Genomic DNA, 17398 nt, shown 5'->3' with positions numbered 1-17398 from the left:
AGTGTTTTCTGTTCATTTACTATAATGGGAATAGATTTTGATTATCACAAAATGAATGGTCATTCATTCATTTTTAAGGGGTGGGAGAATGAATTTAGTTTCAAAATTAGGGGAAACAGCTCAATCAAAGCCTGACAGAACCGCTTATATTTTTGGGGAACAGACGGAAACATACGGGGGATTACAGCAGAAAATTGATTGCTTTGCAGAAGGTCTGCGCGAAATCGGGGTGGAAAAGGGAGATCATGTTGCTTTGCTTCTCGGCAATACCCCGCATTTTGTGATTGCGTTTTACGGTGCGCTGAAGGCCGGAGCCGTTGTCATACCGATCAATCCGGCCTATACGCCGACTGAGATCGGCTATATGCTGACAAATGGCGACGCAAAAGTGATCGTGGCTCTGGGACAGCTGCTTCCGCTTTACGAAAAGGTGCATGAATCCCTTCCGAAAGTCAGCTGCGTCGTGCTTTGCGAAACGGGAGAGCCGCTTCGCGAACCGGAAAGCACTGAGGTTAAGATGAAATTGAAATCGTTTACAAACATTATGAAACCTCCTGTCCGGCCGTTTCCTGAAATCGACGCCGAAGATACGGCCGCCATCCTTTATACGTCAGGAACTACGGGAAGACCAAAAGGGGCGATGCTCACACATCAAAATCTATTTTCGAATGCAAATGATACAGCCCGCTATCTAACAATGAATGAATCTGACCTTGTCGTCGCCGCCCTGCCGATGTTCCACGTTTTTTGTTTAACGGTCTGCATGAATGCGCCGCTCATGAACGGCGCAGCGATTTTGATCGTGCCGAAATTCAGCCCCGCCGAAGTTTTCAAGCTGATTAAAAAGCATCAGGCGACGATCTTCTCAGGCGTGCCGACAATGTACAATTACCTGTACCAGTATGAAGGGGCGGATGAAACCGGTTTTCGATCCATCAGGATTTGCATCTCAGGCGGAGCAGCCATGCCTGTTGCTCTCCTGAAAAGTTTTGAAGAAAGATTCGGCGTTCTCGTTTTAGAAGGCTACGGTTTGTCGGAGGCTTCTCCTGTTACATGCTTTAACCCGTTCAGCACCGGCCGCAAGCCAGGATCGATCGGCACGAACATTCTCAATGTGAAAAACAAAGTCGTCAATGAAATCGGGGAAGAGCTGCCTGCCGGTCAAGTCGGGGAGTTGATCGTTAAAGGGCCGAATGTTATGAAAGGGTACTACAACATGCCGGAAGAAACGGCCCATACGATTAAAGACGGATGGCTGTATACAGGTGATTTGGCAAAACGGGATGAAGACGGTTATTTTTATATCGTCGACAGAAAAAAAGACATGATTATCGTCGGCGGCTATAATGTCTATCCGAGGGAGATCGAAGAAGTGCTCTACCTTCATCCGGAAATCGCAGAAGCGGTGGTGATCGGAGTGCCAGACCCGAATACGGGAGAAGCCGTCCAGTGCTATGTCGTTCCGAAGAATAAAACGCTGACAGAGGATGATGTCTTGTCGCATTGCAAAAAGCATCTTGCCAAATACAAGCGCCCGGCGGCAATCGTCTTCATGGATGAAATACCGAAAAATTCGACCGGCAAAATTTTAAGGCGCGCTTTAAAAGACATTTTGACAAATCAATCTTGACACGTTAAAAGGGACGCCTGCCGCGTCCCTTTTCTGCAGTTCTCTGAGAAGAGCGTCTTTTTCCTTTTGTCGGAGAACAAAATATGTGCCCTCCTCTTCTTTCAGGATGACGGCTTCATCTTTCTTCAGCCAGACGGTGAAGTGAACGCGATGTGTGTCGGTCATGCTGATGTATCCGTGATACGCCGGAGAAGGCAGGCTATGCGCCGACTTTTCTTTCATTCTTTTCCCTTTGTTAAATGTATCAAGCAGAACGCCTATGTTGTGCCTATCTTTGATGCTGACCGTTTTTTCGCTGTCATCTGCCTGCTTCAAGATGATTTCTTCGGCATTTCTTGAGTCGAAAGGCTCCGCCATCAAGTGGAATACATAAAAGACAGTGATAGATAAAATACCGAAAAAAAGTATGATCCCCATTATTTTTTTCAGAATGATCACCTCAGGCTATTTATTTTCTCCGTTTAATGGCTTTTCATCCTAAAAAATTATGCTATAATGTTCAATAAATTATACAAATGTTCAATTTATTGAGAGGAGGCAGAAGATGAATTCGATTGAAAAACAAGTCGCAGAAAACATAAAGAGGCTGCGAAAAGTCCGCAATTACAGTCTTGATCAATTGTCATCGATGACTGGCGTCAGCAAAGGCATGCTCGCGCAAATTGAAAAAGGCTCTTCAAGTCCGACGATCACAACTTTGTGGAAGATCGCAAACGGGCTGCAAGTATCATTTACTTCCTTGGCAGAAAAGCCCGCGGGGGAGCCGACGGTCGTCAGAAAGCATGAGAAAACGCCCGTTTTGGCCGGAGAAGAAAAATACGCGGCATTTCCGCATTTTCCCTTCGACCAGAAAAAGAAGTTTGAAATCTTTTATATTGAACTTGCGCCCGGCTGTGTACACGAATCAGAGCCTCACCACGGAGGGATTGAAGAGTATGTGCTCGTCTCTAGAGGAGCGATCGCGGTGACGGCGTGTGATTACACCTGCAGCCTGAACGAAGGCGATGCGATGCATTTCACCGCAAACACCGTGCATACGTACGAAAACAACACGGAACAAACGGCATCATGTTATACACTCATTTATTATCCGTAAAGAGGTGTCAAGATGGAAAAGCACGATTCACTCAACTTTCTAGACGGGCTTCGTTCAGGGGTTTCCCTTGCCGTCGGCTACATTCCGGTCGCTTTGACATTCGGGCTTTTGGCGAAAACAACGGGGCTGTCGCTTTTTGAAACGTTTTTGATGAGCGCCCTTGTTTTCGGAGGAGCGTCCCAGTATATGTCTTTAAGCATGCTCGCCGTTCAGACGGGAATCATCGAAATCGTTATGACGACGTTCATTGTGAATATCAGACATTTTTTATTTTCGGCGACTTTGAATCAATTGGTAGAAAAAGATTCGCCTTGGAAAAAAGCGTTTTACTCATTTTTCGCGGTGACAGATGAATCGTTTGCCGTCGCTGCTCTAAGAAAGGAAAAGCTAACGACCGGGTATATGATCGGCCTCGGTTCGATCGGATATGTAAGCTGGGTTTTTTGGAGTGCGGCCGGGCATTTTGCAGGGGCCGCCATGCCGGCTGTTCTCCAGGAAAGCATGAGCATCGCCCTTTATGCCATGTTTATCGGATTGTTGGTGCCGCCTTTGAAAAAACAGCGAAAAGTCCTGCTGCTGGCGGGGGCGGCTGCGTTATTCAATACCGTTTTCCAAATGAACGGAATATTGTCGGCAGGATGGTCGATCGTCTGCGCTACGCTTTTATCCGCCGTCCTGATTGAATGGCTGTACCAATTTAGAACAGAGGGGAAGAGAAACTATGTTTAGCCCGATCATCTGGATGATTATCGGCATGGCTGCCGTTACATATGTGCCGCGGATGGTGCCGCTCATTGCTTTTGAAAGCCTGAAGCTTCCCGGATTTTTGGAGCGCGTGCTGAAAAATGTGCCGTACGCCGTCTTAGGGGCTCTCATTTTTCCGGGAGTTTTTTTCGTGCAAAGCGGTATGCTCTACGGACTTGCCGGCGCTCTTATCGCATTTTTATTTTCCTATTTTGGAGCAAGCGTCATAGTCGTCGTGATGGGGACGATTTTGACGCTCGCAGGCGCCGGCCTCTTGCTCTCATTGTAAGGCTTGGTTCTAACTTTCGCATGAAAAGCTTACAATAGAAGTAACTGCTATGTGAGAGGAAGTGATTCGCCATGCGGAAATGGATCGCGGGAGCCGGTCTCCTGTATGTGCTGTACGGCCTTTTTTTCTATTGGTATCTCTTTATGGCCGGTGAACCCTCCGTTCCTGAGGCGCTGAAAGGGACAAGCGCAGACCCGGCGGCATTTATGAACGAAAGAGAACTCATGCTGACGGAAGAGTACTCGAAAATAAAGGACTTTATGTTTTTTATCCGGATTCCGTTTGAATGGTTTTTATTTTTTATATTGTTGATTGCCGGTTTATCCAGGAAAATGAAAAATTGGGCGGAGCAGACCTCGAAGAGGAGAAGCATTCAAATCACGGCATATGTTTTTGCTTTGTTTCTGATCGTCACGATCGTTTCTTTGCCGCTTGACTGGATCAGCTATCAATATTCGCTTGACTACGGCATATCAACCCAGACAACCGCGAGCTGGATCAAAGACCAGGTGATCGACTTCTGGATCAGTTTTCCGATAACGGCTGCGGCGGTGATCGTCTTTTACTATTTGATCAAAAAGCATGAAAAACGCTGGTGGTTTTATGCCTGGTGTCTGACGGTTCCGGTTACGCTGTTTTTATTTTTTCTCCAGCCGGTTGTCATTGATCCTTTATACAATGACTTTTATCCGCTGAAAAATAAAGATCTTGAACAAAGCATTCTGAAGCTGGCCGATCAGGCGGATATTCCTGCGAATCACGTCTATGAAGTGAACATGTCTGAAAAAACGAATGCGTTAAATGCCTATGTAACAGGAATCGGCGCCAATAAAAGGATTGTGCTCTGGGATACCACGCTGAACAAGCTGGATGAGCCGGAAATTTTATTCATCATGGCGCACGAAATGGGACATTATGTGATGAAGCATGTTTACATAGGACTTGGCGGGTATCTGCTTTTATCCCTTGCTGTCTTTTATGTGATCGACAAGCTGTACAAGCGGATCATCGGCCGCTATGGAAGAAGCCTTCATATTGCAGGAAAATCCGATCTAGCCGCACTTCCGCTTCTTCTGATGCTGATGGGGGTCATCTCTTTCGCGTCGTCTCCATTTACGAACGCAGTTTCGAGGCATCAGGAAAAAGCTGCTGACCAGTATGCGATTGAACTGACGCAAAACAGCGATGCAGCGGTTTCGACGTTTCAAGAGCTCTCAAAAGCCGGGCTGAGCGAGGCAAACCCGCCGTTTCTCGTCAAGATTTTTAAATACGGCCATCCGACGATCATGGAACGGATTCAAAATATTGAACAACCTTCATCAGAATGAAGAAAAAGCTAGTGCTAAAAACACTAGCTTTTTCTATATGCTATTTGTTAGAATATGTTATTGAGCGGCAGCTTCGACATTGATCAGACCTTTCCCATAGTAGAAGGAGCTTCCCAAATAAGTCGCCGTGCTGGAGAGACGGTTGCGGACTTGTGAAGCTGAAAGGTTCGGATGTTTTGACAAGATCAAAGCTGCTGCTCCCGCTACATGAGGAGAAGCCATTGACGTTCCGTTCAATGTTGCATAAGTGTTCGTTGGGTAAGTGCTGTATACGCCTGCGCCAGGAGCCATGACTTCAAGCTCTGCTCCCACACTGGAAAATGAAGCTCTGTTGCTGTTAGAGTCTACCGCACCAACAGCGATGACAGAATCGTATTTCGCAGGATAGCCAATTGTATTCGTGTTTCCTGAAGATCCGCTGTTCCCTGCTGCAGCTACAACGACAACCCCTCTTGCATATGCATTGTCGACTGCCTGTTTCATCGCTGTCGAGCCTGATGCTCCCCCAAGGCTCATATTGATAACATCCATGCCGTTTGTTGTCGCCCACTCGATTCCGCTTACAATGCCGCTGTATGATCCGCTTCCGCTTGAATTCAGTACTTTAACCGCGTACAAGGATACGCTTGGCGCAACGCCTAATACACCCGTTGTATTGTCAAGCGCAGCTACTGTACCGGCAACATGCGTGCCGTGTCCGTTGCCGTCGGTGTTATAAGCTTCGCCAGCCACAAAGCTTGCTCCGCCGACTACGTTCAAGTCCGGATGAGAAGCTTGGATTCCTGTATCCAGGACGGCTACTTTTACATTCGCTCCCTTAAAGCCTTGAGCCTGCACTTTGTCCGCTTTAATGAGAGGAATGCCGTAAGGAACGGTTTGCGCCAAGGCATGGGCCACATGATCCTCTTCCACATAAGCGACATCCGGATCATTTTTGACTTCCTTAAGCGCTTCTTTGTCTAGCTTCGCTTTTGCCGCGTTGATGATTCTAAACTGCTTGTCCACTTTTCCGCCGCTCTCTTTGATGATGTCCTTTTTGACAGATGCGGTTTTCACTCCTGACTTAAATCCGACAATATAATCCTTTTCAACATTTTTCGCCGGTTGAGCAGCAGAAGCGGAATCGCTGAATGCCATCGTGAACACGAGCATGAAGGCCGTCAGCATCCCAAGCCAAAAACTCTTTTTCCTCATCATTACTCACTCTCCTCCTCTTTATTCAGAATAATTTAAATAGAAGGATAATATAATCTATTCCAATTATTCTGTTAATTTATTATAGAAAAAAAATGAATTATATGGTAGGCCTATTTTTTTGGAGGACCAATTTAAAATTTTTTGGTTATTAATAACTGTTTTAGAAAAATGTTCAGTTCGAAAGTATGAATAGACCGCTTCAGCCTGGCAGGGAAAGAGGTCCCGAGGGCCGCGAATGACAGGAGATTGCTCCATCTGATTCATTTTATGAAAATACTATTCATTTATTTTATGAGATCATTTTTTGCCGAAGGAGGTTGCGGCCTTGTCGATCATCTATTAAAATATGCAATATATCGCATACAGAAACGGGTGAAAGATATGAAATCAGCTCATGTGAAAGGCGTATTGATGGTGCTTGCAGGGGCTTCATTGTGGGGATTATCGGGAAGCGCTGCACAGTACATATTTGAAAGGGGAGCGGTTGAAGCCGGCTCGCTTGTCTCTGTCAGGCTTCTGGCATCGGGAGTCATTCTCTTGTTATATGTTTCAATGAAAAACGGTTTTCAACATGTGTGTCAGATATGGAAGAAAAAAACAGATATTTGTTCGATTTTAGTATTTTCCATTTTTGGAATGCTTGCTGTTCAATATACGTTTTTTGCTTCAATCGAAAAGGGTAATGCCGCGGCTGCTGCAATTCTTCAATACTTGGCGCCTTTTTTCGTATTGTTTTACCTATATGTTAAAAAAGAACTTCCGCCTAAGGGGAAAGATGCCGTACTTACTTTATTGGCGCTTTTCGGCGTGTTTCTTCTTTTGACAGGCGGAAGGCCGGACAGTTTGTATATTCCGGCCGAGGCCGCCGTTTGGGGCATTTTGTCCGGTGGAGCGCTTGCTTTCTATACGGTTTTTGCAGGAGGATTAATTCAATCGTTCGGTGCTTTGACGGTTACGGGATGGGGTATGCTCGTCGGAGGGGCCGGAATTTCTTTTTTGTTTCCGCCGTTTCGGTTTGACCTTTCGCACATTGGGGCAGGGGAGGCGGCAGCCATTCTGTTTGTTGTATTGTGCGGCACAGCTTTGGCGTTTGCCCTATACATCGGCAGCCTTTCTTATCTTTCCGCAAAAGAAACGAGCTGCCTGAGCTGCGCCGAACCGCTAGCGGCTGTTTTGTCGTCGGCGGTCTGGCTGGGTGTGCCGTTCAATGCCTTTCAAGGTGCCGGTACGGTAATGGTGATCATCACGGTCATCATTCTTTCCCTCAGCAGAGAAAGCAAAGCGGGGGATTCCGTGAATGAACGGGTGTAGAAAGGAGAAGGAGGCTCCTTTCTTTTTTTATAATGATAATGATTATCGTTGTCATTGGTATGAAGTGTTGCTATAATAATTTCGTCTACTACCAGAAAAGGAGATACATATGAAGCACAAGTATTTTGCTATTTTATTCCTATTGATGATATCAGTGTTGACAGCCTGCTCGGGGGGAAGCGAAAGTACGAAAACCTCCAGTCAGGATTCCGTGACAGTTAAGCACGACTTAGGAGAAACGAAAGTAAAGAACAATCCGAAAAAAGTTGTTGTTCTTGAATTGGGTTTTATTGATGCGCTCCTTGATGCGGGCATTAAGCCTGTCGGGATTGCGGACGACCGCAAACCTAAGTTTATTAACGAGAAGGTCAGAGAAAAAATCGAAGGGTATACTTCAGTCGGTTCGCGCGCCCAGCCAAGTTTTGAAAAAATTGCTTCTTTAAAGCCCGATTTAATAATTGCCGATTCGAGCAGGCACAGCGGTGTCTATGATAAACTGGCGAAAATTGCGCCGACAATCGCGCTGAAAAACTTGAATGCAGATTATCAGGACACGCTTGACGCGTCTCTTACGATTGCGAAAGCCGTCGGCAAAGAAAGCGCAATGGAGAAAAAGTTGGCTGAACATAAACAAAAGCTGAATGAATTGAAACAGAAATTCGGGAGCCGGAAACAGAGTATTCTTCTGCTCGGAAACACAAATGAAGCAATCACTGTGCGCGACGAAAACTTTTTCACGTCTCAGCTTCTGACGAAAATCGGCTATACATACGGTGTCAGAGACAGCAGCAAAGGCGATGGCGAAAACGGTGAATCCGTCAATATTAAAATGACGCTTGAGCAGCTGCTTGAGAAAGACCCCGACACCATTGTCCTGATGACGGGAGAAAAAGATAAAGTCGATGAAGACGGGAAAAGACCCATTGAAAAAGACCCTCTTTGGAAAAAGCTCAGCGCTGTCAAAAACGGCAAGGTTTATGAAGCCGACAGATTCGCCTGGTCGCTCCGCCGCAGTATTGACGGAGCAGATGCGCTGATAGATGAAATCGGTCAGCATCTTCTGTCTGAGGATCAAAAGAAATCTTAAGAGCCTGCCGGCTTGCTGGACGGGATGACGCATGCTTTTTACAAAAGCATGCGCCAGCGTGTCGACAAACCCTCGCATTCGTTGTCAGGCCTGCGCGTCGGTGCTCACGAATAGAGATAGGATCGGCGGCTAACTGCCCAGACGTCCTGCCTGAACGCCGCCGTCATCACCTCCTGTGAAAGTCAGCTCCGATGCTCGGCCTTCCTAGACTGCAAGGGTTGAGGGTCACGCTGAAAGGATGACAAAATCCCAAAACTAAGAGCCATTTTGGGATTTTGTCAACAATCTGACGCATGCTTTTTACAAAAGCATGCGCTTGTTTTTTTCTAAAGGAGTGACCTGTTTTGATATATATGAAACGTTTTGCACCGCTCATTTTTGTTTTTCTTTTGCTCGTGGGTTTTGCGCTTTCTGTTTCAATCGGTTCGTCAACGATTGCGCTGCCCGACATTTGGGCAGCTGTGTTTATGTACGACGGTTCAAAATTGCACGCGATTATTCAGTCCATCCGAATTCCGCGCGCCTTGGCCGCCGCATTCATCGGCGCGAATCTAGGGGCCGCGGGCGCACTGATGCAGGCGGTGACAAGAAATGCGCTGGCATCTCCGAGCATCTTCGGAATCAATGCAGGGGCCTCTCTTGCTGTCGTATGTTTGACGGTGATGTTTCCTGCGCTTGCCGCTCCCCAGACAGCGATGGGAGCCGCTTTTGCCGGCGGTGCCGCGGCCGCGCTGGTCGTGTACGCGGTTGCCTCAGTATTCAGTGAACACGACAGGGATATCAGCTTTGCCTTGATCGGTGTCGTCATTCAGGCGATCATTGCTTCGATGACGCAAATGCTGCTCATTTTTCATGAAGAGTCGACGGAAACGCTATTGTTTTGGCTTTCCGGTTCTTTAGCGGGGAGCTCGTGGGATAAGCTTCATTTGTTGATTCCGGTAAGCATTGCGGGTTTGTTGGCGGCTTTGGCCTTAGGGAGGGCGGCTTCCGTTATGAGTCTCGGAGATGATGTTTCACATGGGCTGGGACAAAATGTATGGCTCAGCAGATTGTTCATCGCTTTCACTGTTGTCGCGCTGGCAGGAGCATCGGTGTCCGCTGCCGGACCGATTGGTTTCATCGGTTTGATGGTTCCTCATATGATCCGGTATCTGATGGGGGCTGACTATCGGTTCGTGATTCCGTATTCGGCATTGCTTGGAGCCGTTCTTTTGCTGTTTGCTGATATTCTGTCCCGCTTTGTCTATTTTCCGTACCAAACGCCGGTCGGAGTTGTCACGGCAATGATCGGGACGCCGTTTTTCATCTATTTGGCGAGAAGACGGAAAAAGGGGGCGGCATGATGAACAATGCGGAAAGAAAAATGAAAAGACGGCGCGGGCAATCGGCGCTTGTCCTCTCTGCGTTATGCGCCTGTTTGTTGATGCTCATTGTACTCAATTTGGCGATCGGCGATGAAAACATCGGACTGTGGGACGTAATGAAATCACTGGCAGGGCAAGGGGATGCAGGAGTCCGCTTCTTGGTGATGGAATTTCGAATGCCGCGCATCCTTCTCGCTGTGCTTGCCGGAGGGGCGCTTTCAATCGCAGGTGTAGTCGCACAATCGCTGATGAAAAATCCGCTGGCCGCCCCTGACACGCTTGGCATTACAGGAGGAGCGGGATTGGGCGCTGTGATCGTTACGGTCTTGTTTTCACAGCAAAGTCCGCTTCTGCTGACAGGCGCCGCCTTTTCAGGAAGCGTTTTGGCTGCGGCTCTCGTCTATTTATTGGCTTATCGAAACGGGATTTCTCCTGTGCGGCTGGCGCTTGTCGGGATCGCGGTCAATGCTTTTTGCCATTCGGGTATTCAGCTACTCATTTCAAGGGGGAGCCCGAATGTCAACAACGCATTAATTTGGCTGAATGGAAGTCTGTGGGGGAGAGACTGGGATGATGTACTGTCTCTTTTCATATGGTGCTGTCTGGTCATTCCTCCGATATGGTTTGCGGCAAAACCGCTCGATATCATCAAATCAGGGGACGGGATTGCCGTCGGCCTCGGCATCCGGCTCGAAAGAACGCGATTTCTGCTGCTTGCCGGTGCGGTCCTGCTGACAGCTGCGGCTGTGACCGCCGTGGGAACAATCGGTTTTATCGGGCTGATGGCGCCCCATATCGCAAGAAAGCTGGCAGGGGCTGAAACGAGGATCTTGATTCCCGTTTCAGCTCTCGTCGGCGGCATCGTTCTTTTGATAGCCGATGCCGCCGGAAGAGGCCTTGTGCCGCCGCTTGAAATACCGGCTGGATTGATCGCAGCCATTATCGGCGGTCCGTATTTTATCTATTTACTGCGCCGCGAAGCGAGGCGGGGGAGAGCATAAAAAAGACGGCATCAACCTTGCCGTCTTTTTTTAATTTGACAAATGGTGTGAAAGATTGTAATCCTTCACATGCCATTTATTTTCATGGAATTTGATGTTGCTTAGGCACGCATTGACGAGCTTCGTATTTTCCAGGTTGATGTCGCCGTTTGAGATTTTTGACAGAAGGGCGTGTATCGCGGCTCCGTGTGCGACGATCAGCACTTTTTTGTCCGGATACCGCTCGCTGACCTTTTGAACGCCGGCCATCAGCCGTTCGGCAAGCGCTTCTTTTGATTCCTGATTCGGATATTCTTTATCGGGGTAGAGCCTCGTTCTTTCTTCGAATGGCATCCCTTCTGCATCTCCGTAATTCCTTTCGATGAAATCTTCCATTTCAATGATTTCAAGTCCCAGGTATTGATTGATGATTTCAGCGGTTTCTTTCGCTCTTCTTAAAGGGCTTGTAATGATGACGTCCCAGTCGGACCCTTTCAAAAACGCCCCGGTTTCTTTTGCCTGTTTTTGACCGGTTTCATTTAAAGGGATATCGGTTCTTCCCTGCAGTTTTCCTAAAGCATTCCAGTCTGTCTCGCCATGCCGGATCAAACAAATCGCAGTCATTCTGAAAAATCTCCTTTCGATGTCGGCTTTCGCGTTTTTCGGTGATATGGCTATTATACTAAATTTAAAAAACAGAACCACGAAATATGACTGGCACAGAACAACATTTACACGATTTTTTCAAACAGGAGCGTAGCGCCGATTCTGCGGAATTGAAAACATCACTGAGCGTTGCCATTATGGCTGTGAATATATCTTTGACTTGCATAGCAGACTTTCAAATAACGTAATAGAATCAGGTTTCAAAAGCAAAATACACAGGTCATGAATTGACCTGTGTACGGTAGCAGCTTATTTTTTTGTCAGCTCTACGAGAGAATCGACTGAAACCGCGACTTGTGACACGGCGGCATTCACATCTTGAAGGCCGCTTAAAAATGCCTGCAGATCGCCTTCGATTCGGCCGCTTTGCTCTTTGCTCGTTTTCATATTGGAGACGATATCATCGAATAGATGATTGATCTCCGACATCTTGTCTTTGCTTTCGTTCACGAGCTGGTTTACATCTGTAATATGCTTCGTGACGATCGAGATTTGCGCGTTTGTGTTATTGACGAGCTCAGATACGGTGGAGACGGTTTTTTTCGTATCATCGGACAGCTTTCTGACTTCGTTTGCGACGACTGCGAACCCTTTGCCGTGCTCCCCCGCTCTTGCAGATTCGATCGAGGCGTTGAGCGAAAGTAAATTCGTCTGCTCGGCAATGCCTGTTACGATTCCGAAAATCTTTTCGATCTGCAGCGCGATTTCTTCCAGCTTTTTAATTTCCTGCTCGATTTGCGTCATGCTGCTTCCCATTTGATTCAGCTGGTGTTCCTGCTCCTCAAGCTCCTTTTTTCCGCCGATCGATTTTTGTTCGACAGAAACAGCTGTCTTCGTTCCGGCTCTTGACGTTTCGGCGATTTCGGACGATTTGTCGACCAATTCCTGTACAGCGCCCGTTGTTTCGGCAAATAAAGCGGCCAAAGAACCGGAAGTATCTTTGATTTGCCGGTGAAGGTCATTTTTGCTCTCTTCATCAAGTCTGCGGAGCCTTGCATGCTCGTCTTCAAAGGCCTCGAGGACGATCTGCTGTTCGATGTTGAGAATTTTGGTGACGGCTTTGACTGACCGCCTGTATTCCTCATCGGATAATGCGTTTTCAAAGATTGACAGCATGGAAAGAAGGAGATCTTGAAATGCCCCCAGATACCACTTTGGCAAGAGCCCAATCCGAAGATGAACGTGGGCGATCCGGATCCTTTTTTCTAAAAAGGCTTCGTCGATGACACCTGAAAACATTTCCTGGATGTGGATCGTCAATGTCTTTTTGAGACGGTCAACTGAGCTGTGGTCATGGATGATCTCCATCAAAGAGTTTTCATGCTCAAGGTTTTGGTAAAACCGGGTGACGATGGTTTCGATATGTTCAGTGACTAAAGGCTTCAGCCTGCTCAGCACCCAAAGATCCTCATCCGTCAAATCGACCATTGCCAGCTGTTTTTTAAATTCTGCGTGCTGATTGAGCCTGATTCTTTTTGTTTGGTCAGGACCTTCTTCAGCAAAGAATGATCGTTCTGTCTTTCTATCCTTTTTGAATAACACGATCGTATCCCCCTGTAATCGTTAATGATAAAACTGCCGTTTTTATGAAATTTCCAGCATTTATCTTTTTATCGGCAATTTTTCATTACTTTTTAACTTGTACACCTCAGCTTTCCGGATCTTTCAAAGGTTCTACGGCAGGACCCTCGATGACATCGCCGTCGACCGAAAACCTTGAGCCGTGGCACGGACAGTCCCACGTCTTTTCTCCGTCGTTCCACTCGACTTCGCAGCCCATATGGGTGCATGTTGTGTCAACCAGATGAAGCTCGCCTTTTTCATCGCGATAAGCACCCGCACGTTTCCCGGCATGTGATACGACCGCACCTTCTCCGTTGACAAGGTCTTCCGGCTTCCTGATCGGCTGTTCGAGTTTTCCTTCGGCAAAGTGTTTTGCAACATCCGCGTTATAGGAAATGACTTTTTTGATGCTTGGATCCGGGTGGAAACGGGCCGGTTGAAAGACGGCTTGATAAGGATTGTCTTCGCCTGCGATATGGTCTGTCATCAACTGCGCGGCGAGGGTGCTTGTTGTCATGCCCCATTTCCGAAAGCCGGTGGCGACGAGAATGCGCTTTTCTTTCGGATAGATCGGCCCGATATACGGAATTTTGTCAAGCGTGATTAAATCTTGCGCTGACCAGCGGTAAGGGATCGATTCAATGCCGAACACGCCTTCTGCAAATGATTCAAGCGCCTGATAATGCTTGATTGTATCCTCTCCCTGGCCGGTTTTGTGGCTTTCACCGCCGACAAGAACCATTTCTTCTCCGTCAATCGTCACCGAACGGAGCGAGCGTGAAGGCTGATCTATACTTAAATACATGCCGCCTGGATACGGCGTTTTCGGCTTGACGGCGAGCACGTATGACCGGCTCGGCTCAAGCCTTGCAAAATAGAAGCCTTTTTTATCATGAAACGGAAAGTGCGTGCAGCACGCGACATAATCGCTGAAGATTTGATGCCCGTTTCTTGTCAGCACTTTTGGCCGGTCGCCTTCTTTGATTTCTTTAGCCGCCGTGTTTTCGTAAATTTTTCCGCCGGCTTCCAGGACGGCCTCTGCAAGGTGTTTCAAATAGTGGAGCGGATGAAACTGGGCCTGGTTTTTCATAACAAGTCCTGCTTTCATATCGATTGGAACGGGGAGATCTTTGATGAATTCCCTGTCAATCCCGAGCTTTTGATATGCCTCATATTCCTTTCTGATTTTTTGTACCGATTGTTCTTCAGTTGTGTAAATGCATGCGTCCTGTTCTTCAAAATCGCACGGAATCTTTTGCTCAAGCACGAGGTTTTTGATAAAGGACAGCGCCTTGAGGTTTGCTTCATAATACAGTCTCGCATTTGGCATTCCGATGTGCCCGATCAGCTCATCATAGATCAGATCATGCTGTGCGGTGATTTTGGCTGTCGTATAGCCGGTTGTTCCGTCGAGTATCCGCCCGGATTCGATCAAGATGACGCTGTAGCCTTTTTTCGTCAGTAAATAAGCAGTCGTCAGTCCGGTCATGCCGCCGCCGATGACGGCGACATCTGTTTTGACATCTTCAGACAGTTCTTCGAACTTAGGAAGATCTGTACTGTTTCTCCAATACGATTCAGGCGAGTCCGGCAGTTTTTGTTCTTGATTGCTCACAAAGTTCCCTCCATCATCCATCTGTTTTGTTCTTAAATTTTCCCAATTGAGAAATATTCATGCATGTGAAACGGCTTGTCATAAAAAAGGGGCGTTTTCATAAAATAGTAAGGTTGAATCGATGTGAAGGAGGGAATCGTTTTGAGCAAGCAGCCGAAGAAAGTACTGCCTCCCCAGCACCAAACACAGCGTCCGGGATTGGAGTATTTGATGGATCCCCGGCCCGTTTTTGACCGGCCGAAACGAGAGCGGAAACTGGCCGGGAAAACCGCGATTATTACGGGAGGAGACAGCGGAATCGGCCGTGCCGTATCCGTTTTGTTTGCGAAGGAAGGCGCGAACATTGTCATTGTCTACTTAAATGAACACCGCGATGCAGAAGAAACAAAGGGGTATGTGGAAAAAGAAGGGGTCGGATGCAAGCTGATCGCAGGAGACATCGGAGACGAGGCTTTTTGCAACGATATTGTGCGCCAGGCAAAGGAAGCATTCCCAACGATCGATATACTCGTCAATAATGCGGCTGAACAGCATCCGCAAAAGGGAATCGAAAAAATTACAAGCCATCAGCTGATCCGAACGTTTCAGACGAATATTTTTTCAATGTTTTATTTGACAAAAGCTGTGCTGCCGCATTTGAAAAAAGGCAGCTCAATCATCAATACCACTTCGATTACGGCTTATGCCGGCAATGAAAGGCTGATCGATTATTCTTCGACGAAAGGAGCGATTACATCATTTACGCGTTCGCTCGCTTTGTCGCTCGTCGATCAGGGCATCCGTGTGAACGGGGTGGCACCGGGTCCGATTTGGACGCCGCTGATCCCGTCGACGTTTACGGAGAGAGAGGTCGAAATATTCGGTTCAACAACGCCGATGGAACGGCCCGGACAGCCTGCTGAAGTGGCGCCGAGCTATTTGTTTCTAGCCAGCGACGATTCTTCCTACATGACGGGCCAAGTGCTCCATGTCAACGGCGGAACGATTATTAACGGATAAAAAGGCCGGGACTATTTCATAAGCCGGCTTTTTCCGCGTAAAAAAGCCAATCCGGGAGGGATTGGCCGTTATGCGTGCTTTTTCAGCGCTGTATATTCTCTTGAAAGCTCAAGGAAAGATTGCTTATCTCCTTTGTCTAATGCTTCATTAATCTTCTTGTTCAGCGTGTGCAAACGCCGTTTAAAAAGCGATTCATCAAGGACCATTTGAATGTAGATATCCGTGATGGTTACATCAAGTTCTTTCACCTTTTGGGTATTGCGGGACTTCATGAGCTCAGCGTACGACTTTTTCTCTTTCATAAAGATTCCCCCTGATGCCTTTTTTATAGTATATGGATTACGCAACAAAAAATCAATAAGTATTTATAATTTTTAGATAATTATTCGAAGGAGCGTGTTTATGAGAATAAAAGTTTGTATATTTGGACAAAGAAACACGGATTTAATCGAACAAAATATAAAAATTGCATTTTAAAAACATATTTTCAAATTAATTGGAAAAAATCCTGTCGTTTTGTAAAGGATAATGTTAGATTAATAGTATAAATTTACTAACGATTAGGAGGATCAAGATGAGCACAGAGGATATGACAAAAGATACGTATGAAGTAAACAGTTCGACAATGGCTGTCCTGCCTCTGGGAGAGGGGGAGAAACCCGCCTCAAAAATACTCGAGACCGACAGGACTTTCCTCGTCAATATGAAGCCGTTTCAGATCATCGAAAGAAGCTGCCGCTATTTCGGGTCGAGCTATGCGGGGAGAAAAGCGGGCACATATGAGGTCATTAAAGTTTCCCATAAACCGCCGATCATGGTGGATCACTCAAACAATATTTTTCTTTTTCCCACATTTTCCTCAACTCGTCCTCAGTGCGGGTGGCTTTCCCATGCGCATGTTCACGAGTTTTGCGCGGCAAAGTATGACAACACGTTTGTCACGTTTGTCAACGGGGAAACGCTGGAGCTGCCCGTATCCATCACATCTTTTGAAAACCAGGTTTACCGAACGGCATGGCTGAGAACAAAATTTATCGACCGGATTGAAGGAAACGCCATGCAGAAGAAACAGGAATTTATGCTCTATCCGAAGGAAGACAGGAATCAGCTGATATACGAATTCATCCTCAGGGAGCTGAAAAAGCGCTATTGATCGGGAGCGGCTTTGAATAAATAGTGCTCAAGAAGCGCGGATACCTGATTGCGGATGCGGGGATTAAAATAGTTATGCTCTTCTTCGTATCCTTCATATATAAAGGAGTACATCGTAAAGGCTTCGTCCCGTGACACTTCGTGCACCTTGATTTTCCGCCGGCGCAGTTCATTTTTCACGTCGTACAGATCGCGCTGGGCAAGCTTTAACGCCTGTTCGATCAGACGCTGATAGGGGTCTTTCAGCTTGAATGGCCCCTGCTGGATGATTTTCATGTCCCGGTTTAATATGCTGACGGTCATCGGGAGGTAAATCGCCTTTTCAATCATATCCCTGGCTTCAGCGGGAATTCTTGTCATGGCTTTTCTCCTCATTT

At 47.0% G+C, this 17398-nt stretch carries 18 protein-coding genes and 1 pseudogene; 11 read left to right on the top strand and 8 right to left on the bottom strand.

The genetic code is table 11. The features are described from left to right. The first annotated feature begins 88 nt into the window (after window positions 1-88). Window positions 89-1630, top strand: a complete 1542-nt coding sequence (locus tag M1E06_RS15910) for a fatty acid--CoA ligase family protein (RefSeq protein ID WP_039072636.1) — start codon at window positions 89-91, stop codon at window positions 1628-1630. Here the strand turns inward: M1E06_RS15910 and M1E06_RS15905 are convergent. Next, window positions 1601-2047, bottom strand: a complete 447-nt coding sequence (locus tag M1E06_RS15905) for a hypothetical protein (protein WP_020450817.1) — start codon at window positions 2045-2047, stop codon at window positions 1601-1603. The genes M1E06_RS15910 and M1E06_RS15905 overlap by 30 nt on opposite strands. A 127-nt stretch (window positions 2048-2174) precedes the next feature. Here M1E06_RS15905 and M1E06_RS15900 point away from each other — a divergent pair, with 127 nt between their 5' ends. The 4 genes from M1E06_RS15900 to M1E06_RS15885 all read left to right on the top strand — a co-directional run bounded on the left by M1E06_RS15900 (window position 2175) and on the right by M1E06_RS15885 (window position 5087). After that, window positions 2175-2726 carry a helix-turn-helix domain-containing protein gene (locus M1E06_RS15900; protein WP_003180313.1) on the top strand — a complete coding sequence of 184 codons (552 nt, stop codon included), beginning with the start codon at window positions 2175-2177 and terminating at the stop codon, window positions 2724-2726. A 12-nt stretch (window positions 2727-2738) separates the two neighbouring features. After that, complete coding sequence (locus M1E06_RS15895) at window positions 2739-3455, top strand: AzlC family ABC transporter permease (protein WP_003180314.1); 717 nt, start codon at window positions 2739-2741, stop codon at window positions 3453-3455. Next, on the top strand, window positions 3448-3759 hold the full coding sequence (locus tag M1E06_RS15890) for an AzlD domain-containing protein (protein WP_048350512.1): 312 nt from the start codon (window positions 3448-3450) through the stop codon (window positions 3757-3759). Before M1E06_RS15895 ends, M1E06_RS15890 begins: the two co-directional genes overlap by 8 nt. 71 nt (window positions 3760-3830) lie before the next feature. Further along, complete coding sequence (locus M1E06_RS15885; RefSeq protein ID WP_020450818.1) at window positions 3831-5087, top strand: M48 family metallopeptidase; 1257 nt, start codon at window positions 3831-3833, stop codon at window positions 5085-5087. A gap of 57 nt (window positions 5088-5144) precedes the next feature. Here M1E06_RS15885 and M1E06_RS15880 read toward each other — a convergent pair whose 3' ends face one another. Next, the gene (locus M1E06_RS15880; protein WP_023856571.1) at window positions 5145-6281 is read right to left on the bottom strand and encodes a S8 family peptidase; all 1137 of its coding nucleotides are present in this window, start codon (window positions 6279-6281) and stop codon (window positions 5145-5147) included. 384 nt (window positions 6282-6665) lie between these two features. Between M1E06_RS15880 and M1E06_RS15875 the strand changes: the two genes are divergently transcribed. The 4 genes from M1E06_RS15875 (at window position 6666) to M1E06_RS15860 (ending at window position 11047) form a co-directional block, all read left to right on the top strand. Continuing rightward, a complete protein-coding gene (locus M1E06_RS15875) occupies window positions 6666-7595 on the top strand; it encodes a DMT family transporter (protein WP_035339432.1) in 930 nt (309 codons plus the stop codon). Window positions 7596-7704: 109 nt separating this feature from the next. Then, entirely contained in the window at window positions 7705-8682 is a 978-nt protein-coding gene (locus M1E06_RS15870) for an ABC transporter substrate-binding protein (RefSeq protein ID WP_096747983.1), read from the top strand. Window positions 8683-9026: 344 nt separating this feature from the next. Further along, window positions 9027-10025, top strand: coding sequence for a FecCD family ABC transporter permease (locus tag M1E06_RS15865; protein WP_020450822.1), 999 nt, complete (start codon window positions 9027-9029; stop codon window positions 10023-10025). Further along, the gene (locus tag M1E06_RS15860) at window positions 10025-11047 is read left to right on the top strand and encodes a FecCD family ABC transporter permease (RefSeq protein ID WP_025811748.1); all 1023 of its coding nucleotides are present in this window, start codon (window positions 10025-10027) and stop codon (window positions 11045-11047) included. Before M1E06_RS15865 ends, M1E06_RS15860 begins: the two co-directional genes overlap by 1 nt. Before the next feature lie 30 nt (window positions 11048-11077). Here the strand turns inward: M1E06_RS15860 and M1E06_RS15855 are convergent, their stop codons facing one another. From M1E06_RS15855 to M1E06_RS15840, 4 genes and pseudogenes are all read right to left on the bottom strand, one after another. Further along, window positions 11078-11650: a histidine phosphatase family protein gene (locus M1E06_RS15855; protein WP_020450824.1), complete on the bottom strand. Its 573-nt coding sequence runs from the start codon at window positions 11648-11650 to the stop codon at window positions 11078-11080. 291 nt (window positions 11651-11941) lie between these two features. After that, complete coding sequence (locus M1E06_RS15850) at window positions 11942-12739, bottom strand: methyl-accepting chemotaxis protein (RefSeq protein WP_409333862.1); 798 nt, start codon at window positions 12737-12739, stop codon at window positions 11942-11944. 9 nt (window positions 12740-12748) lie between these two features. Further along, a pseudogene (locus M1E06_RS15845) lies at window positions 12749-13120 on the bottom strand (protoglobin family protein); the annotation flags it as partial. 220 nt (window positions 13121-13340) lie between these two features. Continuing rightward, window positions 13341-14891 (bottom strand): FAD-dependent oxidoreductase, encoded by a 1551-nt coding sequence (locus M1E06_RS15840; protein WP_043054265.1) that lies wholly within the window; start codon window positions 14889-14891, stop codon window positions 13341-13343. Between the two features lie 120 nt (window positions 14892-15011). On the opposite strand from M1E06_RS15840, the gene M1E06_RS15835 reads away from it, so the two are divergent. Continuing rightward, complete coding sequence (locus M1E06_RS15835; protein ID WP_020450827.1) at window positions 15012-15869, top strand: SDR family oxidoreductase; 858 nt, start codon at window positions 15012-15014, stop codon at window positions 15867-15869. Window positions 15870-15937: 68 nt separating this feature from the next. On the opposite strand, the gene M1E06_RS15830 is transcribed toward M1E06_RS15835, so the two are convergent. Beyond that, window positions 15938-16171 (bottom strand): IDEAL domain-containing protein, encoded by a 234-nt coding sequence (locus tag M1E06_RS15830; protein WP_020450828.1) that lies wholly within the window; start codon window positions 16169-16171, stop codon window positions 15938-15940. A 272-nt stretch (window positions 16172-16443) separates the two neighbouring features. On the opposite strand from M1E06_RS15830, the gene M1E06_RS15825 reads away from it, so the two are divergent. After that, window positions 16444-17022, top strand: a complete 579-nt coding sequence (locus tag M1E06_RS15825) for a competence protein ComK (RefSeq protein WP_020450829.1) — start codon at window positions 16444-16446, stop codon at window positions 17020-17022. Here the strand turns inward: M1E06_RS15825 and M1E06_RS15820 are convergent. Next, complete coding sequence (locus M1E06_RS15820; protein ID WP_020450830.1) at window positions 17016-17381, bottom strand: hypothetical protein; 366 nt, start codon at window positions 17379-17381, stop codon at window positions 17016-17018. The two genes, M1E06_RS15825 and M1E06_RS15820, sit on opposite strands and share 7 nt — an antisense overlap. Between the last annotated feature and the right edge of the window lie 17 nt (window positions 17382-17398).

It is taken from the genome of Bacillus sp. AK124 (genome assembly GCF_053903085.1).
This window is presented reverse-complemented; position numbering and strand designations above follow the sequence as displayed.

Excerpts from the sequence above, each read along its gene's own strand:
- M1E06_RS15820 (WP_020450830.1), bottom strand. The coding sequence starts at position 17,381 with ATGACAAGAATTCCCGCTGAAGCCAGGGATATGATTGAAAAGGCGATT.
- M1E06_RS15880 (WP_023856571.1), bottom strand. The coding sequence starts at position 6,281 with ATGAGGAAAAAGAGTTTTTGGCTTGGGATGCTGACGGCCTTCATGCTC.
- M1E06_RS15860 (WP_025811748.1), top strand. The coding sequence starts at position 10,025 with ATGAACAATGCGGAAAGAAAAATGAAAAGACGGCGCGGGCAATCGGCG.
- M1E06_RS15890 (WP_048350512.1), top strand. The coding sequence starts at position 3,448 with ATGTTTAGCCCGATCATCTGGATGATTATCGGCATGGCTGCCGTTACA.
- M1E06_RS15830 (WP_020450828.1), bottom strand. The coding sequence starts at position 16,171 with ATGAAAGAGAAAAAGTCGTACGCTGAGCTCATGAAGTCCCGCAATACC.
- M1E06_RS15840 (WP_043054265.1), bottom strand. The coding sequence starts at position 14,891 with ATGGATGATGGAGGGAACTTTGTGAGCAATCAAGAACAAAAACTGCCG.
- M1E06_RS15910 (WP_039072636.1), top strand. The coding sequence starts at position 89 with ATGAATTTAGTTTCAAAATTAGGGGAAACAGCTCAATCAAAGCCTGAC.
- M1E06_RS15900 (WP_003180313.1), top strand. The coding sequence starts at position 2,175 with ATGAATTCGATTGAAAAACAAGTCGCAGAAAACATAAAGAGGCTGCGA.
- M1E06_RS15825 (WP_020450829.1), top strand. The coding sequence starts at position 16,444 with ATGAGCACAGAGGATATGACAAAAGATACGTATGAAGTAAACAGTTCG.
- M1E06_RS15885 (WP_020450818.1), top strand. The coding sequence starts at position 3,831 with ATGCGGAAATGGATCGCGGGAGCCGGTCTCCTGTATGTGCTGTACGGC.
- M1E06_RS15870 (WP_096747983.1), top strand. The coding sequence starts at position 7,705 with ATGAAGCACAAGTATTTTGCTATTTTATTCCTATTGATGATATCAGTG.
- M1E06_RS15895 (WP_003180314.1), top strand. The coding sequence starts at position 2,739 with ATGGAAAAGCACGATTCACTCAACTTTCTAGACGGGCTTCGTTCAGGG.
- M1E06_RS15905 (WP_020450817.1), bottom strand. The coding sequence starts at position 2,047 with ATGGGGATCATACTTTTTTTCGGTATTTTATCTATCACTGTCTTTTAT.
- M1E06_RS15855 (WP_020450824.1), bottom strand. The coding sequence starts at position 11,650 with ATGACTGCGATTTGTTTGATCCGGCATGGCGAGACAGACTGGAATGCT.
- M1E06_RS15875 (WP_035339432.1), top strand. The coding sequence starts at position 6,666 with ATGAAATCAGCTCATGTGAAAGGCGTATTGATGGTGCTTGCAGGGGCT.